Source organism: Streptomyces hydrogenans (assembly GCF_014656075.1).
GTDB classification, from domain to species: domain Bacteria; phylum Actinomycetota; class Actinomycetes; order Streptomycetales; family Streptomycetaceae; genus Streptomyces; species Streptomyces hydrogenans.
The window spans coordinates 1-22,854 of record NZ_BNBS01000056.1 but is presented as its reverse complement, the minus strand read 5'-3'; the positions used below and the strand labels follow the sequence as shown (position 1 = coordinate 22,854).

At 73.8% G+C, this 22,854-nt stretch carries 19 protein-coding genes and 1 pseudogene; 15 read left to right on the top strand and 5 right to left on the bottom strand.

The features are described from left to right. Positions 1 to 39 precede the first annotated feature (39 nt). Positions 40 to 1,374, bottom strand: coding sequence for a 4-aminobutyrate--2-oxoglutarate transaminase (gene gabT / locus IE321_RS22980; protein WP_043226991.1), 1,335 nt, complete (start codon positions 1,372 to 1,374; stop codon positions 40 to 42). 243 nt (positions 1,375 to 1,617) lie between these two features. Here gabT and IE321_RS22975 point away from each other — a divergent pair, with 243 nt between their 5' ends. The 11 genes from IE321_RS22975 (at position 1,618) to IE321_RS22925 (ending at position 17,450) form a co-directional block, all read left to right on the top strand. Further along, positions 1,618 to 4,008 carry an ATP/GTP-binding protein gene (locus IE321_RS22975; protein WP_190224354.1) on the top strand — a complete coding sequence of 797 codons (2,391 nt, stop codon included), beginning with the start codon at positions 1,618 to 1,620 and terminating at the stop codon, positions 4,006 to 4,008. Between the two features lie 141 nt (positions 4,009 to 4,149). Next, the gene (locus IE321_RS22970; protein WP_190224353.1) at positions 4,150 to 5,703 is read left to right on the top strand and encodes a PucR family transcriptional regulator; all 1,554 of its coding nucleotides are present in this window, start codon (positions 4,150 to 4,152) and stop codon (positions 5,701 to 5,703) included. Between the two features lie 195 nt (positions 5,704 to 5,898). After that, the gene (locus IE321_RS22965) at positions 5,899 to 6,879 is read left to right on the top strand and encodes an EamA family transporter (RefSeq protein WP_190224352.1); all 981 of its coding nucleotides are present in this window, start codon (positions 5,899 to 5,901) and stop codon (positions 6,877 to 6,879) included. 416 nt (positions 6,880 to 7,295) lie between these two features. Then, the gene (locus IE321_RS22960; RefSeq protein ID WP_043230172.1) at positions 7,296 to 8,741 is read left to right on the top strand and encodes an aldehyde dehydrogenase family protein; all 1,446 of its coding nucleotides are present in this window, start codon (positions 7,296 to 7,298) and stop codon (positions 8,739 to 8,741) included. A 288-nt stretch (positions 8,742 to 9,029) separates the two neighbouring features. Next, complete coding sequence (aroA, locus tag IE321_RS22955; RefSeq protein WP_190224351.1) at positions 9,030 to 10,277, top strand: 3-phosphoshikimate 1-carboxyvinyltransferase; 1,248 nt, start codon at positions 9,030 to 9,032, stop codon at positions 10,275 to 10,277. Positions 10,278 to 10,311: 34 nt separating this feature from the next. Further along, entirely contained in the window at positions 10,312 to 11,562 is a 1,251-nt protein-coding gene (gene dxr / locus IE321_RS22950; protein ID WP_043230174.1) for a 1-deoxy-D-xylulose-5-phosphate reductoisomerase, read from the top strand. After that, positions 11,559 to 12,866, top strand: a complete 1,308-nt coding sequence (locus IE321_RS22945; protein WP_190224350.1) for a M50 family metallopeptidase — start codon at positions 11,559 to 11,561, stop codon at positions 12,864 to 12,866. Before dxr ends, IE321_RS22945 begins: the two co-directional genes overlap by 4 nt. Before the next feature lie 104 nt (positions 12,867 to 12,970). Then, positions 12,971 to 14,128, top strand: coding sequence for a flavodoxin-dependent (E)-4-hydroxy-3-methylbut-2-enyl-diphosphate synthase (gene ispG / locus IE321_RS22940; protein WP_043230179.1), 1,158 nt, complete (start codon positions 12,971 to 12,973; stop codon positions 14,126 to 14,128). Positions 14,129 to 14,258: 130 nt separating this feature from the next. Continuing rightward, complete coding sequence (locus tag IE321_RS22935) at positions 14,259 to 15,104, top strand: GNAT family N-acetyltransferase (protein WP_043230181.1); 846 nt, start codon at positions 14,259 to 14,261, stop codon at positions 15,102 to 15,104. A 28-nt stretch (positions 15,105 to 15,132) separates the two neighbouring features. Further along, positions 15,133 to 15,678, top strand: a complete 546-nt coding sequence (locus IE321_RS22930; RefSeq protein WP_043230183.1) for a GNAT family N-acetyltransferase — start codon at positions 15,133 to 15,135, stop codon at positions 15,676 to 15,678. 71 nt (positions 15,679 to 15,749) lie between these two features. After that, positions 15,750 to 17,450, top strand: a complete 1,701-nt coding sequence (locus IE321_RS22925; RefSeq protein WP_043230185.1) for a proline--tRNA ligase — start codon at positions 15,750 to 15,752, stop codon at positions 17,448 to 17,450. A 78-nt stretch (positions 17,451 to 17,528) separates the two neighbouring features. Here the strand turns inward: IE321_RS22925 and IE321_RS22920 are convergent, their stop codons facing one another. From IE321_RS22920 to IE321_RS22905, 4 genes and pseudogenes are all read right to left on the bottom strand, one after another. Continuing rightward, complete coding sequence (locus tag IE321_RS22920; RefSeq protein ID WP_043230186.1) at positions 17,529 to 18,395, bottom strand: slipin family protein; 867 nt, start codon at positions 18,393 to 18,395, stop codon at positions 17,529 to 17,531. A gap of 58 nt (positions 18,396 to 18,453) precedes the next feature. After that, positions 18,454 to 19,353, bottom strand: a complete 900-nt coding sequence (locus IE321_RS22915) for an aminoglycoside phosphotransferase family protein (protein WP_190224349.1) — start codon at positions 19,351 to 19,353, stop codon at positions 18,454 to 18,456. A 55-nt stretch (positions 19,354 to 19,408) separates the two neighbouring features. Beyond that, positions 19,409 to 19,829, bottom strand: a pseudogene (locus IE321_RS22910) (ferritin-like domain-containing protein). Next, positions 19,826 to 20,377 carry a hypothetical protein gene (locus tag IE321_RS22905; RefSeq protein WP_190224348.1) on the bottom strand — a complete coding sequence of 184 codons (552 nt, stop codon included), beginning with the start codon at positions 20,375 to 20,377 and terminating at the stop codon, positions 19,826 to 19,828. The pseudogene IE321_RS22910 and the gene IE321_RS22905 overlap by 4 nt, the downstream one beginning before the upstream one ends. A gap of 181 nt (positions 20,378 to 20,558) precedes the next feature. Here IE321_RS22905 and rimP point away from each other — a divergent pair, with 181 nt between their 5' ends. From rimP to IE321_RS22885, 4 genes are all read left to right on the top strand, one after another. Then, positions 20,559 to 21,056 (top strand): ribosome maturation factor RimP, encoded by a 498-nt coding sequence (rimP, locus tag IE321_RS22900; protein ID WP_190224347.1) that lies wholly within the window; start codon positions 20,559 to 20,561, stop codon positions 21,054 to 21,056. 2 nt (positions 21,057 to 21,058) lie between these two features. Next, complete coding sequence (gene nusA / locus IE321_RS22895) at positions 21,059 to 22,054, top strand: transcription termination factor NusA (RefSeq protein ID WP_043230192.1); 996 nt, start codon at positions 21,059 to 21,061, stop codon at positions 22,052 to 22,054. Between the two features lie 94 nt (positions 22,055 to 22,148). Continuing rightward, positions 22,149 to 22,439, top strand: a complete 291-nt coding sequence (locus IE321_RS22890) for a YlxR family protein (RefSeq protein ID WP_079022432.1) — start codon at positions 22,149 to 22,151, stop codon at positions 22,437 to 22,439. 149 nt (positions 22,440 to 22,588) lie between these two features. Continuing rightward, positions 22,589 to 22,854, top strand: a 266-nt coding sequence (locus IE321_RS22885) for a translation initiation factor IF-2 N-terminal domain-containing protein (RefSeq protein ID WP_190224346.1), incomplete at its 3' end; no start/stop codon positions are given.

Genomic DNA, 22,854 nt, shown 5'->3' with positions numbered 1-22,854 from the left:
CCCCCCACAGAGTCTTCACTCTTTGTGCCGAAGCGTCCCTCAGAGGGCGGCCAGCGCCGCCTCGATGACGTCCAGGCCCTCGTTCAGCAGGTCCTCGCCGATGACCAGCGGCGGCAGGAAGCGCAGCACGTTGCCGTAGGTGCCGCAGGTGAGGACGAGGACGCCCTCGTTGTGGCAGTACTTGGCGAGCGCGGCGGCGGCCTCGGCGGCCGGCTCCTTCGTCTCCGGGTCCTTCACCAGCTCGATGGCGATCATGGCGCCGCGGCCGCGGATGTCACCGATGACCGGGAACTTCTCCTGCATCGTGGCGAGGCGGCCCTTCATGACCTCCTCGATGCGCTTGGCCTTCCCGTTGAGGTCCAGCTCCTTCATCGTCTCGATGGCGCCGAGCGCACCGGCGCAGGCCACCGGGTTGCCGCCGTAGGTGCCGCCCAGGCCGCCGCCGTGGACGGAGTCCATGATCTCGGCGCGGCCGGTGACGGCGGCGAGCGGCAGACCGCCCGCGATGCCCTTGGCGGTGGTGATGAGGTCCGGGACGATGCCCTCGTCCTCGCAGGCGAACCACTGGCCGGTGCGGCAGAAGCCGGCCTGGATCTCGTCCGCGACGAAGACGATGCCGTTGTCGTTGGCGAACTTCACGATCGCCGGCAGGAAGCCCTTGGCCGGCTCGATGAAGCCGCCCTCGCCGAGGACCGGCTCGATGACGATCGCGGCGACGTTGTCGGCGCCGATCTGCTTGGTGATGTTGTCGATCGCCTGCGCGGCGGCCTCGGGGCCGGCGTTCTCCGCACCGGTGGGCCAGCGGTAGCCGTAGGCGACCGGCACGCGGTAGACCTCGGGCGCGAACGGACCGAAGCCCTGCTTGTACGGCATGTTCTTCGCCGTCATGCCCATGGTCAGGTTCGTCCGGCCGTGGTAGCCGTGGTCGAAGACGACGACGGCCTGGCGCTTGGTGTACGAACGCGCGATCTTGACGGCGTTCTCGACGGCCTCGGCGCCCGAGTTGAACAGCGCGGACTTCTTGGCGTGGTCGCCCGGGGTCAGCTCGGCCAGCGCCTCGCAGACCTCGACGTAACCCTCGTACGGCGTGACCATGAAACAGGTGTGGGTGAAGTCCTGCAGCTGCGCGGAGGCGCGGCGCACGACGGCCTCGGCGGAGGCGCCCACGGACGTCACGGCGATGCCGGACCCGAAGTCGATCAGCAGGTTGCCGTCGACGTCCTCGATGATCCCGCCGCCCGCACGCTTCGTGAACACGGGCAGCGTGGACCCCACGCCCCCGGCGACCGTCTCCAGCCGGCGAGCCTGAAGCTCCTGCGACTTCGGACCGGGAATGGCGGTGACGACGCGCCGCTCCTGCGGGACAGCGTTCATGCGGGGCTCCTGGGGTGTTCTGGACGCTCTTGCGGGTTTCCTCCGCAGGCTAGGCGCGGGGGAGGGCTCCAGGCATGCGCCGATAGGGAGTGTTGCCGGCGTGTCGTTGGACGCGATGGACAGAGCCCCCCGCCACCCCGCCGCCCCCGCCCCCCGCGCGGAAACCCTCCCCGGAAGCCCCGCGCCCACTAGATTGACGCTGGCACAGACGCGGCGACCTGGCTGGTCAGGGGGCAGGGGTTCATGGAGACCGACGGCACGTACGAGTCACCCGACACGAGGGGCGCGGCGGTCCCCCGCCCGACGGCGCCACCGGTGCCGCCCCGCCCTCCCGCCCACCCGCCCACCACCGTCCCCCCGCAGCCCACGGCCGTCCCCGGGGCCCGCAACGCGGTGGCGGAGTGGCTGGACGCGCCGCGACCGAAGGCCGCGCCGGGGATCTGGCGGTTCCGGCACGTCCCGCCGGTGCAGGACCGGGAGCGGAGCAGGCTCGCTCCGGTCACCGTGGCCGGACTCCTCATCCCCGTCGTCGTCGCCCTGATCCTGTGGTCCGTGTGGCGTCGCGGCGGAGTGCCCTACCTGTGGGTCCCGCTCCAGGTCCTCACCCCCGAGGACTGGTGGTACGCCGGGACCACCACGGCCCGCGACTGGCACGGCACCGAGGCGCACATCGTGTACAGCGGCGTCGTGTTCGGCGCGATCGTCTTCGCGGTCGCCCGGCTCGGCGCCTGGGGAACCGTCGTGCGCCACGTGCTGGAGCCGTACGGGCCGAACGCCCGGGCGGCGCTGACGGCCGGCGCCGGGCTCGTCGCCCTCACCTTCGTCTGGCCCGAATGGTTCCCCTTCGTCGGCTGGGACCCGCTGCCCATCGCCTCCCCGTTCTTCTCCCTCCTCGCCCTTCTCGGCGGCGGCTACGACATCATCACGACCGTCCCCGTCTACTTGTTGACCGTCCTCATCACCGTCGGCGTGCTGTGGCCCTTCGCCCGCGTCGGGGACTGGCGCGGCGTCCTGCGCGCCAGGCGGGACGCCCGTCGCCCCGCCGCCGAGGTGCCCGGCGCCCCCGCCCCCCGCTCCACCTGGCCCGGCCCGCGGGAGGCCGGGCAGTGGCAGGCCGCGGATCTGCTGGCGGCGGAGGTGCTGGCCGGGCGGATGAACGAGGTGGACGCGGCCCGGATCGGGCACCGGTGGGAGCGGAGCCGGGACGACGCGCGCGGGCTCGCCGGCTTCGTCGACACCGTGATGCGGCAGGGTGCCGCCGCCTGGGCGCATCCCTCGGGCGACCGGGACCTGCCGCGCCGGACGGCCGCCCACGACCTGCTGCTCGGGCAGGTGCGGATCGGCCGGGCCGTGGCCGCCGAGCGGAACCCGGCCGCCTACCGGGGCGCGGGCGTCGCGCTCGACCCGGCCGCGCTCGGCACCTCGATGCTCGTCGTCGGACCCCCCGGCGGCGGACCGGCCGGCGGTCTGACCGCCGCCGCCGCCGAGGCCCTCACCCTCCAGGCCCTCACCGGCACCTGCGCCGTCGTCGCCGTGGGCGGCCCCGCCGCCCCGTACGGCCCGGACGCCGCCTACGACGTCGTGGTCCGGCTCGGCGACCCGGGCTCCCCCTACGACCTGGACCTCTACGGCGGGCTCACCGAACCGGACGAGGCGGCCGCCCTGCTCGCGGAGGGCCTCGCCGGGGACGTCGAGTCGCTCGACCCGCGCCGCGCCGTCACCGTCCTCGCCCAGCTCCTCGGCCCCTACCGGACCGTCCACGGCACCTTCCCCCCGGTCCCGGTGCTGCGGGAGCTCCTGGAGGCGGGCCCCGGGACGCTCGGCGACCTGCGAGACCGGCTGCCCGCCGAGGCCGCCGCCATGCGGCGCGAACTGGACGGCCGCATCCGGCAGGCGGGCGGGCCCGCCGACCCCGGGCCGCTCCTCGCCGACCGGCTCGCCCTCCTCGACCGTCCCGCCTTCGCGGACTTCTTCGGCGCCGGCACGGGCGCCGCGCGGCCCTTCTCGCTGAACACCGTCGCCCACCACCCGCTGCGGGTCCGCGTGGAACTGCCCGAGCACGGCCACGAGGAGGCGTCCCGGCTGCTCGCCCGGCTCGTCCTCGCGCAGTTCCTGACGGCCGCCCGCTCCGGCGACCGCCGGACGCACTTCGCCGGCCTCGTCCTGGACGACGCCACCGGCGCGCTCACCGCCGGCACGGTCCGCGCCCTCCAGCGGCTCCGCACCCGCCGGGCCGGCGTCGTCCTCGGCCTGCGCACCCTCGGCGACGTGCCGGAGACGCTGCACGGCCCGCTGCTCGCCGCCGTCGGCTGCCGCGCCGCCCTGTCCGGCGTCACCACCTGGGACGGCCGGGGCTTCGCGGAGGCGTGGGGCACCGAGTGGGTGGAGACCGAGGAGGTCGCCCACCACACCGTCTTCGCCAACCAGCCGATGACCCGCGCGCTGCACGCCCTCCGCAAGCGGGTCACCGGAAAGGCGGTCACCACCGACGCCGTCACGCTCAAGCGGGTCGAGCGCGAGCGGTGGTCCGCCTCCGAGCTCGCGCACTCCGTGCCGCCCGGGCACGCGGTCGTGTCGCTGGCGACCGTCGACGGGGCGAACATGCCGCCGGTCCTCGTCGACCTGCGGGGCTGACGGGGCCGGGCGGCACGCGGCCCCGCGCGCTCCCCCCGGGGCCCTGGCACAATCGGGGGCGCCGCCCTCCCCAGCGGCGTCTCCGTTGCCGGGTGCGGGTTTCGCGCGTTCGGCCTCCGCTCAAAGGTCCGCCGGTTTCCGATGCCGCCCACCCTCGCCTCGCTCGTCCAGCACTCCTCGCTCCGGCTGCTCGTCCGGGCGGGGGAGGACCGTCTCGACACGCCCGTCCGCTGGGCGCACGTCAGTGAGCTGGCCGACCCCGTGCCGTACATGGAGGGCGGGGAGCTGCTGCTGACCACCGGCCTCACCCTCGACGCCGAGGACCCGGAGGCGATGCGGCGATACGTGCGGCGGTTGCTCGGGGCGGGCGTGGTGGGGCTCGGGTTCGCCGTGGGGGTGAACTACGACGAGATCCCCGGCGCGCTCCTCGACGCCGCCCGCGCCGAGCACCTGCCCCTGCTGGAGGTCCCGCGCCGCACCCCGTTCCTCGCGATCAGCAAGGCCGTCTCCGCCGCCATCGCCGCGGACCAGTACCGCGCCGTCACCGCCGGGTTCGAGGCGCAGCGCGAGCTGACCCGGGCCGCCCTCGCCGAGGGGCCGGACGCGGTCGTCGCCCGGCTCGCCGCCCACGTCGACGGCTGGGCCGCGCTGTACGACGCCTCCGGCTCCGTGGTCGCCGTCTCCCCGGAGTGGGCGGCCCGCCGCGCGGCCCGGCTCACCCCGGACGTGGAGCGGCTGCGCGAGCGCCCCGCCCCGGCCAGCGCCGTCGTCGGCGGCACCGACGACCGGGTCGAGCTCCAGTCGCTCGGGACCGGCCGCCGGGTCCGCGGCGCCCTCGCGGTGGGCACCGCCGCGCCCCTCGGGACCGCCGAGCGGTACGCCGTCCACTCCGCGATCGCCCTGCTCACCCTCACCACCGAACGCTCCCGTTCCCTCCAGGCCGCCGAGCACCGCCTCGGCGCCGCCGTGGTGCGGATGATGCTCGCCGGGCAGCCGGACCACGCCCGCGCCGTCGCGGGCGACGTGTACGGCGGCCTCCTCGACGCCCCCTTCCGGCTGCTCGTCGCGGAGCCGAGCGCCGGCGGCGAACCGGCCGAGCCCCCGCTGCCGGTGCTCGCCGAGGCCCTGGAGGCAGCGGCGGCCCGCGCCGGCGAGGCCGTGCTCACCGTCCCCGAGGGCGCGGAGCGGCTCGTCGTCCTCGCCGGCGACGGCGGCGCGGTGGTCGCCGCCTGCGCCGGGTACGCCGAGCGCGAGGCCGACGAGGCCGGCGTCGTGGTCGGGCTCTCCGCCGCCGCCGACCCGGTCACCGCGGCAGCCGCGTACAAGCAGGCCGAGCAGGCCCTCTCGGTGGCCCGCCGCCGGGGCAGGGCCCTGGTCGAGCACGAGGACCTGGCGGCGGGTTCCGTCCTGCCGCTCCTCGCCGACGAGGCCGTACGCGCCTTCGCCGACGGCATGCTGCGGGCACTGCGCGAGCACGACGCGACCGGGCGCGGCGACCTGGTCGCCAGCCTGCGCGCGTGGCTCTCCCGGCACGGCCAGTGGGACGCCGCCGCGGCCGACCTGGGCGTGCACCGGCACACGCTGCGCTACCGGATGCGGCGCGTGGAGGAGATCCTCGGGCGCTCGCTCGACGACCCGGACGTCCGCATGGAGCTGTGGCTGGCCCTGAAGACGACGGGGGAGGGCGAGCAGTAGCACCGCCGCACCGCCGCTTCGTTCCCTTCGTCGCCCGCCCCTTGGTTCTCTTCGTCGCTCCGCCGCTTCGTTCCCTTCGTCGCACCTCCGCCGGCGTCCCCTTCCTGCCCGGACGCGGGCCGGGCCGGGCCTTCCCTGCCCGGTGGCGGGCAGAATTCCTGGCCGGAAGTGCGCGAAGTCCTTAATCTCCTGCTCATGACAAGCCCCGCCGCCGATCCCGCCGCACCCGTCCCCGCCGCCAAGCCCCTTCCCGGAACCGTTCCCGCCCCCGGTTCCCCCGCCCCCGGCGGCCGTATCAGCGGAGCCGTCTGGGCCGCCCTCGGCATCGTCTACGTCGTCTGGGGCTCCACCTACCTCGGCATCCGGATCGTCGTCGAGACCGTCCCGCCCTTCCTCGCCTCCGGCTCCCGCTTCATCGTCGCCGGCCTGCTCCTCGCCGCCCTGGTGGCCTGGCGCCACGGCCCCGCCGCCCTCAAGGTGGACCGGCGGCGGCTCGGCTCCGCCGCGCTCGTCGGCCTGCTCCTCATCCTCGGCGGCAACGGCCTCGTCAACCTCGCCGAGACCACCGTGCCCTCCGGTCTCGCCGCCCTCCTCATCGCCGTCGTCCCGGTCTGGGTGGTCCTGCTGCGCACCGCCGCCGGCGAGCGCCCCGGGCTCGGCGCGTACGGCGGCGTCCTGATCGGCCTCGGCGGCCTGGCCGTGCTCACCCTTCCCGGGCTCAGCGGCGACGTCGGCATCGGCGGGGTGCTGCTCGTCGTCCTCGCCGCCCTGCTCTGGGCGGCCGGCTCCGTCTCCTCGGCCCGGCTGCCGATGCCCGCCAACCCGTTCACGGCGAGCGTGTACGAGATGCTGGCGGGCGGTGTCGGCGGCATCGTCGTCGGCCTGCTGCGCGGCGAGCACCACGGCTTCGACCCCGGCGCGGTCTCGACCGGCTCCTGGGTGGCCCTCGGCTATCTGGTCGTCTTCGGCTCGCTGATCGCCTTCACCGCCTACGCCTGGCTGCTCCAGTCCGCCCCGGTCTCGCTCGCCGCCACCTACGCGTACGTCAACCCGGTCGTCGCCGTGCTGCTCGGCGTGCTGATCCTCGGCGAGGCCCTGACCTGGCCGATCCTCCTCGGCGGCGCGATCGTCGTGGCGGCGGTCTGCCTCATCGTCTCGACCGAGCGCAGGAGGTGACGGCGAGGATCGCCCTGGCCCCACCCCGATCCCTCCAGCCGATCGGTCGGCGTGAACATGACGACGACGGCGGCGACGTCAACCGGCTGTGGGTCGCCGGGCGGCCGGGCGGACGGCACCGCGTCCGGCGAGGTCACGGGCCTCCTCCGGCACCGCGACCGGCGCCGGGACGACGGGCGCGCCCCGCCCCTCACCGCGTAGTACGCCCCGCCCCTCACCGCGTACGAGGAGCGCCGACCCGGCGGTCCCGCGCGCCGGCTCCCGCGGGCTCTTCGGCCGAAGCGGACAGACCGGCACCCCCACCACTCCATCACGGACAAACGTCACCCGCCGGTCCCGGCCCTAACGTGTCTGGAGAGCAACCGCCCGCACGGGGCAACCGCTCGCACCCGAAACGGAAAGGGCCGGGACACGCAATGACGACCACCCACGCCTTCTGGGTCGCCGGCCGCGAGGCCACCGGCGACACCACCTTCGACGTCACGAACTCGTACGACGGACGTCTGGTCGGCAAGGTCGCCGTGCCCACCGAGGCCCAGGTCGAGGAGGCCGTCGCGGCCGCCCACGCGGTCGTCGACGAGTTCGCCGCCACCCCGGCGCACGTCCGCGCCGCCGCCCTCGACCACGTGTCGAAGCGGCTCGCCGAGCGCACCGAGGAGATCGCCCAGGTCATCTCCGCGGAGAACGGCAAGCCCATCAAGTGGGCCCGCGGTGAGGTCGGCCGCGCCGTCTCCGTCTTCCGTTTCGCCGCCGAGGAGGCCCGCCGCTGGAACGCGGGCGAGGCCCAGCGCCTGGACACCGAGGCCGGCGGCGCGGGCCGTCTCGCCCTCACCCGCCGGGTGCCCAAGGGCGTCGTCCTCGGCATCGCGCCCTTCAACTTCCCGCTGAACCTCAGCGCCCACAAGGTCGCCCCGGCCATCGCCGTCGGCGCCCCGATCATCCTCAAGCCGGCCCCGGCCACCCCGATCTCCTCCCTCATCCTGGGCGAGATCCTGGCCGAGACCGACCTGCCGGCCGGTTCCTGGTCGATCCTCACCGTGCCGAACGACCGGATGCCCGCCCTCGTCCAGGACGAGCGCCTCCCGGTCATCTCCTTCACCGGCTCGGACAAGGTCGGCTACGCCATCCAGGCGTCCGTGCCGCACAAGCACTGCACCCTGGAGCTCGGCGGCAACGCCGCCGCCGTCGTCCTCCCGGACTGGTCCTCCGAGGCCGACCTGGACTGGGCCGCGAGCCGCATCGCGACCTTCTCCAACTACCAGGGCGGCCAGTCCTGCATCTCCGTGCAGCGCGTGATCGCCGACGCCACCGTCTACGACCGCCTGCTGCCGAAGATCGTCGCGGCCGTCGAGGCCCAGGTCACCGGCGACCCGGCGGACGACGCCACCGACGTCGGCCCGCTCGTCGACGAGGCCGCCGCGCAGCGCGTCGAGTCCTGGGTCGACGAGGCCGTCGCGGCCGGCGCGAAGCTCCTCGCGGGCGGCAAGCGCGAGGGCGCCACCTACGCCCCGACCGTCCTCACCGACCTCCCGGCCGGCGTCACCCTGGCCCGCTCCGAGGTCTTCGGCCCGGTCCTCACGGTCGCCAAGGTCGACGGCGAGGCCGAGGCGTTCGCCGCGGTCAACGACTCGGACTTCGGCCTGCAGGCCGGCGTCTTCACCCGCGACCTGCAGACCGCCTTCCGCGCCCACCGCGCCCTGGAGGTCGGCGGCGTGATCGTCGGCGACGTCCCGTCCTACCGCGCCGACCAGATGCCGTACGGCGGCGCCAAGCGCTCCGGCGTCGGCCGCGAGGGCGTCGCGTACGCCATGGACGACTACACCTACGAGCGCGTCCTGGTCCTCACCGGCCTCGCCCTCTAGCCCCTCGTCCCACGAGACCAGGCGGTCCGAGCCCACTGTGCGGGGGCTCGGGCCGCCTCTCGTGCGTCCCCGGCCACGGCCGTACGCCCTCCGGCCCCGACGCCCGCGCACCCCGCCGGCCCGTACGCCCCCGTCCCACGGCCACGCGCCCGCGCCCGGGGCCGTACGCCCAGGGTTCAGCCCACCGCACGGAACCCTGCTCGACCCCGTACGGCCCCCGACCCCCGCCCCGTCCACGGACCGGAACGGACCCGCACCGGGCCCGGTCCGACCGGCAGGATGGTCGGCGTGACCGTCATCGACATCCCCGGCTCCAAGTCCGTCACCGCCCGCGCGCTCTTCCTCGCCGCCGCGGCGGAGGGCACCACCACGCTGCTGCGCCCGCTCGTCTCCGACGACACCGAGGGCTTCGCCGAGGGGCTCCGGGCCCTCGGCTACACCGTCCGGCAGGAGCCCGGTGCCTGGCACATCGAGGGCCGCCCCGCCGGACCGGGGACCGCCGAGGCCGACGTCTACTGCCGGGACGGCGCCACCACCGCCCGCTTCCTGCCCGCCCTCGCCGCCGCGGGCCGCGGCACCTTCCGCTTCGACGCCTCCGCGCAGATGCGCCGCCGGCCGCTCGGCCCGCTCACCACCGCCCTGCGCGAGCTCGGCGTGGACCTGCGGCACGGCGGGAAGGACGGCCACCACCCGGTCGCCGTGCACGCCGCCGGCGTCCGGGGCGGCGCGCTCACCCTCGACGCCGGCCAGTCCTCGCAGTACCTGACGGCCCTGCTGATGCTGGGCCCGCTCACCGCCGAGGGCCTGGACATCACGGTCACCGACCTGGTCTCGGAGCCGTACGTGGAGATCACCCTCGCGATGATGCGGTCCTTCGGCGCCGAGGTCACCCGCGAGGACGACGAGCGGGGCCGCACCTACCGCGTCGCCCCCACCGGCTACCGCGCGCGGACGTACGCGATCGAGCCCGACGCCTCCACGGCGAGCTACTTCTTCGCCGCCGCCGCCCTGCGCCCCGGCGGCTCCGTCACGGTCCCCGGCCTCGGCACCGGCGCCCTCCAGGGCGACCTCGCCTTCGTCGACGTCCTGCGCCGGATGGGCGCCGACGTCGAGGTCACCGAGGAGTCCACCACCGTCCGCTCCACCGGCACCCTGCGCGGACTGACCGTCGCCATGCGGGACATCTCCGACACCATGCCGACCCTCGCCGCGATCGCGCCCTTCGCCGACGGGCCGGTCCGCATCGAGGACGTCGCCAACACCCGGGTCAAGGAGTGCGACCGGCTCGACGCCTGCGCCGAGAACCTGCGGGCGCTCGGCATCACCGTCGAGACCGGCCCCGACTGGATCGAGATCCACCCCGGCACCCCCGCGGGCCCCGTCGAGATCGCCACCCACCGCGACCACCGGATCGTCATGTCCTTCGCCGTCACCGCCCTGCGCACCCCCGGCATCGGCTTCGACGACCCCGGCTGCGTGAAGAAGACCTTCCCCGACTTCCACCGGGAGTTCGGCGCGTTCACCCGGACCCCGTGAAGAGCGCACAGCGTTTGGGGCAAGAATGGGGGGCATGAGCGACCGCCCCTCTCCTCTCGCCGACCCGCACACCGCCTTCGACCGCACCGAAGGACGCCGGGACATCGTCGTCCTCGGCTCGACGGGATCCATCGGCACCCAGGCCATCGACCTGGTGCTGCGCCACCCCGACCGCTTCCGGGTCACCGCCCTGGCCGCCTCCGGCGGCCGGGTCGCGCTCCTCGCCGAGCAGGCCCACCGGCTGAAGGTCGCCCAGGTCGCCGTCGCCCGCGAGGAGACCGTGGAGGAGCTGCGTACGGCCCTGGAGGGGTGGTACGGCTCCGAGCCGCTGCCCGAGATCCTGGCCGGCCCCGACGCCGCGACCCAGCTCGCCGCCTCCCCGTGCCACACGGTGCTCAACGGCATCACCGGCTCCATCGGCCTCGCGCCGACCCTCGCCGCGCTGGAGGCCGGCCGCACCCTGGCCCTCGCCAACAAGGAGTCGCTGATCGTCGGCGGCCCGCTGGTGAAGGCCCTCGCGAAGCCCGGCCAGATCATCCCGGTCGACTCCGAGCACGCGGCCCTCTTCCAGGCGCTCGCCGCCGGCACCCGCGCCGACGTCCGCAAGCTGGTCGTCACGGCCTCCGGCGGCCCCTTCCGCGGCCGCACCCGCGCCGACCTGGAGCACGTGACCCGCGAGGACGCGCTCGCCCACCCGACCTGGGCGATGGGCCCGGTCATCACGGTCAACAGCGCGACGCTGGTCAACAAGGGCCTGGAGGTCATCGAGGCGCACCTCCTCTACGACATCCCCTTCGACCGCATCGAGGTCGTCGTCCACCCCCAGTCGTACGTGCACTCCATGGTCGAGTTCACCGACGGATCCACCCTCGCCCAGGCCACCCCGCCGGACATGCGCGGCCCCATCGCCATCGGCATCGGCTGGCCCGAGCGGGTCCCGGACGCGGCCCCCGCCTTCGACTGGTCGACCGCCTCCACCTGGGAGTTCTTCCCGCTCGACAACGAGGCGTTCCCGTCGGTGAACCTGGCCCGGCACGTCGGCGAGCTGGGCGGCACCGCCCCCGCCGTCTTCAACGCCGCCAACGAGGAGTGCGTGGAGGCGTTCCTCGCCGGCCGGCTCCCGTTCAACGGCATCATGGACACCGTCACGGCGGTCGTCACCGAACACGGACGGCCCACCGGGGGAACCTCCCTGACGGTGCCGGACGTCCTGGAAGCGGAGACCTGGGCCCGGGCCCGGGCCCGAGAGCTCGCAGCGAAGGCAACCGCGGAGGCGCGCGCATGACGGAAGTGCTCCTGACGATCCTCGGGGTCGTCCTGTTCGCGCTGGGACTCCTCGTCTCCATCGCGTGGCACGAGCTGGGCCACCTCTCCACGGCCAAGCTCTTCGGCATCCGCGTGCCGCAGTACATGGTCGGCTTCGGCCCCACCATCTGGTCGAAGAAGCGCGGCGACACCGAGTACGGCATCAAGGCCATCCCGGCCGGCGGCTACATCCGGATGATCGGCATGTTCCCGCCCGGCGAGGACGGCAAGATCGAGGCCCGCTCCACCTCACCCTGGCGCACCATGATCGAGGACGCCCGCGAGGCGTCCTACGAGGAGCTCCAGCCCGGCGACGAGTCCCGGCTCTTCTACACGCGCAAGCCGTGGAAGCGCGTGATCGTCATGTTCGCCGGACCGTTCATGAACCTGGTCCTCGCCCTCGGCCTCTTCTACGGCTCGCTGATGACCCTCGGCATCGAGGGCCAGACCACCCAGGTCGCCGGCGTCCAGAAGTGCGTCATCAAGCAGAGCGCCGGCCGCGACGCCTGCGCCACCGGCGACCCGGTCTCCCCGGCGTACAAGGCGGGCCTGAAGAACGGCGACACGATCGTCGCCTTCAACGGCACCCCCGTCTCCGACTGGGACACCCTCTCCAACCACATCCGGGCGACCATCGGCCCCGCCACGATCACCGTCGAGCGGGACGGGCAGCGCCTCGACCTGCACCCCACGCTGGTCGCCAACGAGGTCCTGAAGAAGGACGAGGACGGCCAGGTCGTCCGGCCGCCGGCCTACGAGCCCGCCGGCTACCTCGGCTTCGCCTCCAAGACCGAGGTCGCGCCGCTCACCTTCGTCGAGACCACCGACCGCATGGGCGAGCTCATGCAGAACGGCCTGGAGTCGGTCGTCGCCCTCCCCGGCAAGATCCCCGGGTTGTGGGACGCCACCTTCGGCGACGGCGAGCGGGCCGAGGACTCCCCGGTCGGCGTCGTCGGCGCCGCCCGCATCACCGGCGAACTCATGAACCTGGACCTCCCGCCCGAGCGGATCCTGGTCATGTTCATGAACCTGCTGGTGTACTTCAACGTCTCGCTGTTCCTCTTCAACATGCTCCCGCTGCTGCCGCTCGACGGCGGCCACATCGCGGGCGCCCTGTGGGAGTCCGTCCGCCGCCACACGGCCCGGATCTTCAGGCGCCCCGACCCCGGCCCGTTCGACGTGGCCAAGCTGATGCCCGCCGCCTACGTGGTGGCCGGCGTCTTCGTCTGCTTCACCCTGCTCGTCCTCGCCGCCGACATCGTCAACCCGGTGAAGCTGACGTAGCTCCCAGGGAGGCCGCGCACCACCGTGTCCGGCCTCCCGCCCCCGGGGCGGTAACCTCGGAAGCCCGAGCCCGCCGACGCACGACCTTGAGGTTGCACAGACTCATGACCGCGATTTCTCTCGGTATCCCCACCGTCCCGACCCGGCTCGCCGAGCGCCGCAAGAGCCGGCAGATCCAGGTCGGCAGCGTGGCCGTCGGGGGTGACGCTCCCGTCTCGGTGCAGTCGATGACGACGACCCGTACGTCCGACATCGGCGCCACCCTCCAGCAGATCGCCGAGCTGACCGCCTCCGGCTGCCAGATCGTCCGGGTGGCCTGTCCCACCCAGGACGACGCCGACGCGCTCGCCACGATCGCCCGCAAGTCGCAGATCCCGGTGATCGCCGACATCCACTTCCAGCCGAAGTACGTGTTCGCCGCGATCGACGCCGGCTGCGCCGCCGTCCGCGTCAACCCCGGCAACATCAAGCAGTTCGACGACAAGGTCAAGGAGATCGCCAAGGCGGCCGGCGACGCGCGCGTCCCGATCCGCATCGGCGTCAACGCCGGCTCGCTCGACGCCCGCCTGCTCAAGAAGTACGGCAAGGCCACCCCCGAGGCGCTCGTCGAGTCCGCCCTCTGGGAGGCGTCCCTCTTCGAGGAGCACGGCTTCCGCGACATCAAGATCTCGGTCAAGCACAACGACCCGGTCGTCATGGTCGAGGCCTACCGCCAGCTCGCCGCCCAGTGCGACTACCCGCTGCACCTCGGCGTCACCGAGGCCGGCCCCGCCTTCCAGGGCACCATCAAGTCGGCCGTCGCCTTCGGCGCCCTCCTCTCCCAGGGCATCGGCGACACCATCCGGGTCTCCCTCTCCGCCCCGCCGGCCGAGGAGATCAAGGTCGGCATCCAGATCCTGGAATCGCTCAACCTCCGCCAGCGCCGCCTGGAGATCGTCTCCTGCCCGTCCTGCGGCCGCGCCCAGGTCGACGTCTACAAGCTCGCCGAGGAGGTCACCGCCGGTCTCGACGGCATGACCGTCCCGCTGCGCGTCGCCGTCATGGGCTGCGTCGTCAACGGCCCCGGCGAGGCCCGCGAGGCCGACCTCGGCGTCGCCTCCGGCAACGGCAAGGGCCAGATCTTCGTCAAGGGCGAGGTCATCAAGACCGTCCCCGAGTCGAAGATCGTCGAGACCCTCATCGAGGAAGCCCTCAAGATCGCCGAGCAGATGGAGAAGGACGGCGTCGAGAGCGGCGAGCCGACCATCGCCGTCGCCGGCTGAGCGGACCCCGCGCCGTACGAGACCCCGCCGCCCTCCGGAGCGGCGGGGTTTCGCCTTCGCACCGGGCCCCGCCACAGGACCTGGGGGTACAGTGCCAGGACCAGCAGAACCCGCACGGTGAGGCCCCCTCGTGTTGACACAGACCACCACCCGGGTCCTCGAACCCGCCGACCTCGGAGCCGCCCTCGCCGTCCTGGAGAGCGCCCCCGTGGAGAACGCCTTCGTGACCGCCCGCGTCCGGATCGCCGGGCTCGACCCGTGGCGCCTGGGCGGCGAGATGTGGGGCTGGTACACCGAGGGACGGCTCACCTCGCTCTGCTACTCCGGCGCCAACCTCGTGCCCATCTGCGCCACCCCCGAGGCCGTCCGCGCCTTCGCCGAGCGGGCCCGCCGGATCGGCCGCCGCTGCTCCTCGATCGTCGGCCCGGCCGGCCCCACCGCCGAACTGTGGCGCCTCCTCGAACCCTCCTGGGGCCCCGCCCGCGACGTCCGCGCCCACCAGCCCCTCATGGTCGCCGAGGAGCCCTCCGCCGCCGTCGCCCCCGACCCCCTCGTCCGCCGGGTCCGCAAGGACGAGATGGAGGCGATCATGCCCGCCTGCGTCGCCATGTTCACCGAGGAGGTCGGCGTCTCGCCGATGGCCGGCGACGGCGGCCTGCTCTACCAGGCCCGGGTCGCCGAACTCGTCTCCGCCGGCCGCTCCTTCGCCCGCATCGACGACGGCAAGGTCGTCTTCAAGGCCGAGATCGGCGCCGCCACCCGCCAGGCGTGCCAGATCCAGGGCGTCTGGGTCGCCCCCGAACACCGCGGCAGGGGCCTCTCCGAGACCGGCATGGCCGCCGTCCTCCAGTACGCCCTCGCCGACGTCGCCCCCGTCGTCAGCCTGTACGTGAACGACTACAACACCCCCGCCCGCGCCGCCTACCGCCGGGTCGGCTTCCGCGAGACGGGCGCGTTCATGAGCGTTCTGTTCTGAACCGGCGGGCACTTGTAGGGTGCGCCGCATGGACGACGCACAGGCCGTGATCGGACCCGTCAACCTCGCCGCCCGGGTGGACGAGGCGCTCGCCGTGCAGGCGGTCGCCTTCGGCCTCGACGCCGAGGAGGTCGCCGTACGCCGCCACATCGTGCTGCGCCACCTGATGAACCCCGGCGCCCGCGCCTACGGCGCCACCACCCCCGACGGCCGGCTCGTCGGCTTCGTGTACGGGATGCCCAACGACCGCGGCCACTGGTGGTCCACCGTGGTGGAGCCGTACCTCCGCGCCACCGGCACCGCCGACTGGCTCGACGCCTCCTTCGTCATCACCGAGCTCCACGTCCACCCCGCCTTCCAGGGCCGGGGCCTCGGCCGCGGACTGATCACCACCATCACCGACACCGCCGACGAGAAGCGCTCCATCCTCTCGGCCATCGACACCGAGTCCCCGGCCCGCGGCCTCTACCGCTCGCTCGGCTACACCGACCTCGCCCGCCGGGTCCACTTCCCGAGCGCGGCCCGCCCCTACGCGGTGATGGGCGCGCCGCTCCCGCTCCCGCGCCGGAACTGATTTCTCGCGGGCGGGGCCGCCCGGCTAACCTCGGGGCCATCACTTTCAGTCCCGGCAGGAGTACGAGAACCATGGCCAAGGCACCGGTCCAGCGCATGTCCCAGTTGATGGCGAAGACGCTGCGCGACGACCCGGCGGACGCCGAGGTCCTCTCCCACAAGCTCCTCGTGCGCGCCGGCTACGTCCGCCGCACCGCCGCCGGCATCTGGAGCTGGCTGCCGCTGGGCAAGAAGGTCCTCTCCAACGTGGAGCGGATCGTGCGCGAGGAGATGGACGCCGTCGGCGCCCAGGAGGTCTCCCTCCCCGCCCTGCTGCCCCGCGAGCCCTACGAGGCCACCGGCCGCTGGAGCGAGTACGGCGCCGAGCTCTTCCGCCTCCAGGACCGCAAGGGCGGCGACTACCTACTCGGCCCGACCCACGAGGAGATCTTCACCCTGCTGGTGAAGGACCAGTGCTCGTCCTACAAGGACCTGCCGGTCATCCTCTACCAGATCCAGACCAAGTTCCGTGACGAGGCCCGCCCCCGCGCCGGCATCCTGCGCGGCCGCGAGTTCCTCATGAAGGACTCCTACTCCTTCGACACCGAGGACGAGGGCCTGGCCCAGTCGTACGGCGTCCACCGCCAGGCGTACCAGCGGATCTTCGAGCGCCTCGGCCTCGACTACCGCATCTGCGCCGCCACCGCCGGCGCCATGGGCGGCTCCAAGTCCGAGGAGTTCCTCGCCCCGGCCGAGGCCGGCGAGGACACCTTCGCCGACTGCCCCAACTGCGACTTCGCGGCCAACACCGAGGCGGTCTACCAGGCGGTCGAGGCCGTCGACGGTTCCGCCGTCCCCGCCGCCGAGGAGATCCCCACCCCGGACACCCCGACCATCGAGACGCTCGCCGCCTCCCTCGGCGTCCCCGCCTCCGCCACCCTCAAGAACCTGCTGGTCAAGGTCGACGGCGAGATCGTCGCGATCGGTGTCCCCGGCGACCGCGAGGTCGACATGGACAAGGTCGAGGAGCGCTTCGCCCCGGCCGTCGTCGAGCTGGTCACCGAGGCGGACTTCGCGGCCCGCCCCGACCTGGTGCGCGGCTACGTCGGCCCCCAGGGCCTGGAGAAGGTCACCTACCTCGCCGACCCGCGCGTGGCCCCCGGCACCTCCTGGATCACCGGCGCCAACAAGCCGGGCACGCACACGAAGAACGTCGTCGTGGGCCGTGACTTCGAGGTGTCCGAGTACCTCGACGTGGTCGTCGTCCAGGACGGCGACCCGTGCCCCGCGTGCGGCACCGGCCTCAAGCTGGACCGCGCGATCGAGATCGGCCACATCTTCCAGCTCGGCCGCAAGTACGCGGACGCGCTGAAGCTCGACGTCCTCGGCCAGAACGGCAAGCCGGTCCGCGTCACCATGGGCTCCTACGGCATCGGCGTCTCGCGCGCCGTCGCCGCGCTCGCCGAGCAGACCGCCGACGACAAGGGACTGTGCTGGCCGGCCGAGGTCGCGCCCGCCGACGTCCACGTCGTCGCCGCAGGCAAGGCGCTCCAGACCGAGCTGGCCCTGGAGGTCTCCGAGAAGCTCTCGGCCGCCGGGCTGCGGGTCCTCGTCGACGACCGCGCGGGCGTCTCGCCGGGCGTCAAGTTCACCGACGCGGAGCTGATCGGCGTCCCGAAGATCCTCGTCGCCGGCCGCCGGGCCGCGGAGGGCGTCGTGGAGCTGAAGGACCGCCGCACGGGCGAGCGCGAGGAGCTGACGGTCGAGGAGGCCCTCGCCGCGCTGACGGCGTGACCCTCCCCGCACCTCCACGCCGACGCCGTCCCGCGCTCCCGCGCGGGGCGGCGTCGGCGTCTCCGGCGGGGCCGGAGGTCAGGACGACGGGTCGACCGAGGGCCCGGTGAGGTCCTCGATCGGGGGCAGGGGCTCCGGGGGAGGCGCGGGAGGGGCCTGCGGCGCCGGTTCCGGCCGGGGCGCCTCGGGCGTGGCGCGCTCCAGGAAGCGCAGCAGCTCGACCGGGATCGGCAGGACCAGGGTCGAGTTCTTCTCGGCGGCCACCGCCATCACCGTCTGGAGCAGCCGCAGCTGGAGCGCCGCGGGGGCGTCGGCCATCTGGTGCGCCGCCTCCGTCAGCTTCTTCGACGCCTGGAGCTCCGCGTCCGCGTTGATCAGCCGGGCCCGCCGCTCCCGGTCCGCCTCGGCCTGCCGGGCCATCGAGCGCTTCATGGTCTCCGGCAGCGACACGTCCTTGATCTCGACCCGGTCGATCTGCACGCCCCACCCGATCGCGGGGGAGTCCAGCATCAGCTCCAGGCCCTGGTTGAGCTTCTCGCGGTTGGACAGCAGGTCGTCGAGGTCGCTCTTGCCGATGATCGACCGCAGCGAGGTCTGCGCCATCTGCGAGACCGCGAACTTGTAGTCCTCGACCCGCACCAGCGCCTCCGCCGCGTCCACCACCCGGAAGTAGACGACGGCGTCGACCCGGACCGTCACGTTGTCCCGGGTGATGCCCTCCTGCGCGGGCACCGGCATCGTGACGATCTGCATGTTCACCTTGTGGAGCCGGTCCACCGCGGGAAGGATCATGGTGAAGCCGGGCGGGCGGACCTCGCCCCGCAGCCGGCCGAAGCGGAAGACGACACCGCGCTCGTACTGCTTCACCACGCGCGCCGCCGCGCCCACGTAGACCGCGGTCGCCGCCGCCGCCCCCGCGACCGCCATGAGGAGTTCTTCGATCATCACGGCCCCCTGAGGAAGGGATACAAAAAGGGTATTCCCTCTCAGAAGGGCCGCGAACTCAGAGCCAGCTCGCGAACTCCAGCAGCCACTCGGCCTCCTGCCGCCGCCCCGCGGCCAGCGCCCGCGTGCCGGACTCGACGGCCCGGAAGAGCGTCCAGCCGCGCAGCCGCTCCCGGTCGACGTCGAGCGAGTCGGCCAGCTTGTTGACCCGCCGCCGGGCGGCCGGGGCACCGGCGGACGCGGCCACCAGGTCCTCGACCCGGTCGCGCACCAGCCGCGCCAGGTCGTAGGCGCGCTCGCCGACGAGCGGGTCGGGCCCGACGGCCAGCCAGGGCGACCGGTCGCCGCCGAGGACCTTGCCCTGCCGGAAGTCCCCGTGCAGCAGCACCCGCTCGGCGGACCCGGCGAGCAGCTCCTCGCGGGCGGCGAGCGCCGTCGTGACCAGCATGCCGGCGACGGCGTCGGAGGCGTGCGCCCGCATGGCCTCCGCCTGCCGGTCCGTCCGCTCGGTCAGCGACTCGAAGCCGTGCCCGGCGGGCGGTTCCACCCACAGGCGCCGCACGGTCCCGGCCGCCTCCAGGAGGGCCTTCGCCTCCGGCAGGGAGCGCAGCGACACCTCCGGGTGCAGCCGTTCGAGGACGAGGGCGCCCTCCGGGGCCTCGGCCCGCAGCTGCACCGCGCCCCAGCCGTTCCAGTGCGCGAGCGCGTCCCGCTCCAGCGCCGGCCGGGTGAACGGCGGCGCGATCTTCAGCGCGGCGGGCGCGCCGTCGGCGTCCCGGACGAGCAGCACCAGGCTGCCGCGGCCGCCGGGGGCCACCACCCGCTCGACGGTCAGACCCGCCTGCTCGGGCACCCGCTCGGCGAGGCCGGGGAGCCGTCCGAGCCACTCGGCCGCGGCGGTGTCGCCGTACCTCTCGTGGAGCGCCGTCACCAGTCGCCGGGGCGCTTCGAAACCCATGTGTGCCGTGTTCCTTCTCCTTGGGCGGGGTGATCAGAGCAGGTGGGGGCCGGACTCACACCCGCTCGGCGAGCCCAGGAAAGGTTACGTCGCTGCCGCGCCACCGCACCGCACGGACCGCCGCCTCCCGGAGCGCCACCGCCGCCTCCCGGCGCAGGGGGCCGTCCGAGGCCCGCACCAGGTCGGAGTAGACCCCGGCCACCCGGTCCTCCAGGACCGCGGCCAGCCGCACCGCGCCGGCCGGGTCGGCCACCCGGAACGGCAGCTCGTACGCGGCGGCCGCGGCGACCGGCGCGCCGGCGAGGTCGCGGACGGTGCGGCGCAGCGCGTCCCGGCGGGCCCGGTGCGCCCCGTGGGCGGCGGTGGGCGGCCTCGGCCCGGCGGGCCTCGGCGACCCGGCCGGCGTCGACGCCGTAGCCGTACAGGGCGGCGTGCTCGGCGGCGAGGCCGGCCTGGGCGGCCTTCAGGGCGCTCATGCGCGGGCCCCTTCGGTGAGGAGGTAGGCGTGGGCGGCGCCGGAGGCGGCCACGGAGGCGAGCAGCCGGGCGTACTCGGGCGGCGCGGCGAGCAGCTCGGCGGTGTGCGCCGCGGAAGCGGTGTGGGCGGCCCCGGCCAGCTCCGGCAGGGCGACGTTCGGATCGGCCGGTACGGCGGGGCCCGTGGGCGGGGCGGTCGTCACCGGGGCGGCCGAGGCACCGTCCGGCGTCGCGGTGGGGCGCGGGTCCTCGCCGAGGGCGCGGACGTGGGCCGCGACGGAGGCGCGGAGGGGGGCCACGCGCGCGTGGAGCGCGGGATGGGCGGCCAGGGTGGCGTCGTAACGTTCCAGCAGGGTCCGGGAGGCGGTCACGGCGCGGCGGCGGAGGGCCGCCTCGGCGCGTGCCACCCGTTCGGCCTCGCGGGCCGCCGCCCGCTCGGCGGCCCTCGGGCGGGGCGGACCCGCGTCGTCGGAGGTGCAGCCGGTCAGCGCCGCCGCGGCGGCCGAGGCCCCCGCCACGAGCAGGGCGCGTCTGCCCGTCGTCGTCACGCTCTCTCCCTCAGCATTCCGGACCCCTCCCGGCCGCCCGTCGAAGATCACCGCAGGCGAGCGTACCCGCGAGGGCCCCGGCGGTGGACGGCAACACCCTCCCGGACCGGATACCCTTGATCCGACACGCAGGGATTTGCGACGTACCCACAACAGCACACGCGGCCGAGGAGTCACCCGGATGAGCACCACCCAGAGCGACAGGCTGCGCGGACTCATTGAGCCGCTCGTCCTCGCGGAGGACCTGGATCTGGAGGAGATCGAGGTGTCCCGGGCCGGCCGCCGTGGACTGCTGAGGATCGTCGTCGACTCGGACGAGGGCGTCGAGCTGGACGCCTGTGCCGAGCTGAGCCGCGCCATCTCCGCCAAGCTGGACGAGTCCGACGCCATGGGCGACGGCGAGTACGTCCTGGAGGTCAGCTCACCGGGTGCCGACCGTCCGCTCTCCGAGCACCGCCACTACGTCCGGGCCACCGGTCGGCTGGTGAAGCTCCAGCTCGTCGAGGGCGGCGAGCTGGTCACCCGCGTCCTGGCCGTGGACGAGGACGGCATCGACACCGAGGTTCCGGGCCTGAAGGGCCGCAAGGCCACGGCCCGCCGGGTGGAGTTCGCCGAGATCGCCAAGGCGCGTGTCGAGATCGAGTTCAACCGCAAGGACAAGAAGGAAGAGGAGGCGTAGCCGTGGACATCGACGTGAAGCTCCTGGAGGGCTTGGCGAAGGAGAAGGACATCTCCTTCGGGATGCTGGTCGAGGCCATCGAGTCGGCCCTCCTCATCGCGTACCACCGCACCCCGGCCCCCCACCGCCACGCGCGCGTGGAGCTGGACCGGCGCACCGGCCACGTGACGGTGTGGGCCGAGGAGGACCCGGCCGACCTGGAGGAGGGGCAGGAGCCCAAGGAGTTCGACGACACCCCGTCGGACTTCGGCCGCATCGCGGCGAGCACCGCCCGCCAGGTCATCCAGCAGCGGCTGCGCGACGCCGAGAACGACGTGACCTTCGGCGAGTACGCCCGCCGCGAGGGCGATGTCGTGGCCGGCGTGGTGCAGCAGGGCAAGGACCCCAAGAACGTCCTCGTCAAGCTGGACGACAAGCTGGAGGCCATCCTCCCGGTGCAGGAGCAGGTGCCGGGCGAGGACTACACGCACGGCCTGCGGCTGCGCACCTACGTGGTCCGGGTGGCCAAGGGTGTCCGCGGTCCGTCCGTCACCCTCTCGCGCACCCACCCCAACCTGGTGAAGAAGCTCTTCGCGCTGGAGGTGCCGGAGATCGCCGACGGTTCCGTCGAGATCTCCGCCATCGCCCGCGAGGCCGGCCACCGCACCAAGATCGCGGTCCGTTCCACCCGTTCGGGCCTGAACGCCAAGGGCGCCTGCATCGGCCCCATGGGCAGCCGCGTCCGGAACGTGATGGCGGAGCTGCTCGGCGAGAAGATCGACATCGTCGACTGGTCGGACGACCCGGCCGAGATGGTGGCGAACGCGCTCTCCCCGGCCCGGGTCTCCAAGGTCGAGGTCGTCGACGCCGCCGCCCGGTCCGCCCGGGTGACGGTCCCCGACTACCAGCTCTCGCTGGCCATCGGCAAGGAGGGGCAGAACGCCCGCCTGGCCGCGCGGCTCACCGGCTGGCGGATCGACATCCGGCCGGACACCGAGGCTCCGGCCGAGGAGCGCTGAGCGACGACTCCGCAAGCTGGAGATCGTTTTTGGCCAACAGCTGTTCGATTTTTGCCCCAAACGGGTGAGGTCGGTACGGGGAGGTAGACTTATCGTGTCTGGCCGGACGCATGCCCGCGCGTGCCCTGAGCGAACCTGTGTGGGATGCCGGGAGCGAGCGGCCAAGAGCGATCTGCTGCGGACCGTGGTGATCAAGGGCGAGTGCGTCCCCGATGATCGCGGTACGCTGCCCGGCCGGGGTGCGTACGTGCACCCCGCCTTGCACTGTCTCGACCTGGCGGTCCGCCGACGGGCGTTCCCGAGGACCTTCAAGGTCCCGGGCCCGCTCGACACGGCGGTGCTCCGGGAGCACATCGAGCAGGCCGCGCAGGCGGCACCGCAGTGAACAGGAAGTACGGCACGGAACACCGTGCGGTCAGGTACCTCGCGAGTCGGAAGTAGGTCGAGATTGCGATGAGCACTCGATGAGTACGCGATGAGTACGCCCATGAAGTAGCGACGGTCCGGCGGTAACCGGACCTATAAAGGAGCGATGTGGCTAAGGTCCGGGTATACGAACTCGCCAAGGAGTTCGGTGTAGAGAGCAAGGTCGTCATGGCCAAGCTCCAGGAACTCGGTGAATTCGTCCGTTCGGCGTCCTCGACGATCGAGGCGCCGGTCGTGCGCAAGTTGACTGACGCTTTGCAGGGTCCCGGCGGTTCCGCCGGCAAGACCGCTGCCAAGCCCGGCGCGCCCCGCAAGGCGGCGCCCTCCCCCAAGCCGGCCGCGCCGGCGCCCGCGGCGCCCGCTGCCGCGCGTCC

Bases quoted from the DNA above. Each gene is read 5' to 3' on its own strand.
- gabT (WP_043226991.1), bottom strand. From the start codon at position 1,374: ATGAACGCTGTCCCGCAGGAGCGGCGCGTCGTCACCGCCATTCCCGGT.
- IE321_RS22975 (WP_190224354.1), top strand. From the start codon at position 1,618: ATGGAGACCGACGGCACGTACGAGTCACCCGACACGAGGGGCGCGGCG.
- IE321_RS22970 (WP_190224353.1), top strand. From the start codon at position 4,150: ATGCCGCCCACCCTCGCCTCGCTCGTCCAGCACTCCTCGCTCCGGCTG.
- IE321_RS22965 (WP_190224352.1), top strand. From the start codon at position 5,899: ATGACAAGCCCCGCCGCCGATCCCGCCGCACCCGTCCCCGCCGCCAAG.
- IE321_RS22960 (WP_043230172.1), top strand. From the start codon at position 7,296: ATGACGACCACCCACGCCTTCTGGGTCGCCGGCCGCGAGGCCACCGGC.
- dxr (WP_043230174.1), top strand. From the start codon at position 10,312: ATGAGCGACCGCCCCTCTCCTCTCGCCGACCCGCACACCGCCTTCGAC.
- IE321_RS22945 (WP_190224350.1), top strand. From the start codon at position 11,559: ATGACGGAAGTGCTCCTGACGATCCTCGGGGTCGTCCTGTTCGCGCTG.
- ispG (WP_043230179.1), top strand. From the start codon at position 12,971: ATGACCGCGATTTCTCTCGGTATCCCCACCGTCCCGACCCGGCTCGCC.
- IE321_RS22930 (WP_043230183.1), top strand. From the start codon at position 15,133: ATGGACGACGCACAGGCCGTGATCGGACCCGTCAACCTCGCCGCCCGG.
- IE321_RS22925 (WP_043230185.1), top strand. From the start codon at position 15,750: ATGGCCAAGGCACCGGTCCAGCGCATGTCCCAGTTGATGGCGAAGACG.
- IE321_RS22920 (WP_043230186.1), bottom strand. From the start codon at position 18,395: ATGATCGAAGAACTCCTCATGGCGGTCGCGGGGGCGGCGGCGGCGACC.
- IE321_RS22915 (WP_190224349.1), bottom strand. From the start codon at position 19,353: ATGGGTTTCGAAGCGCCCCGGCGACTGGTGACGGCGCTCCACGAGAGG.
- rimP (WP_190224347.1), top strand. From the start codon at position 20,559: ATGAGCACCACCCAGAGCGACAGGCTGCGCGGACTCATTGAGCCGCTC.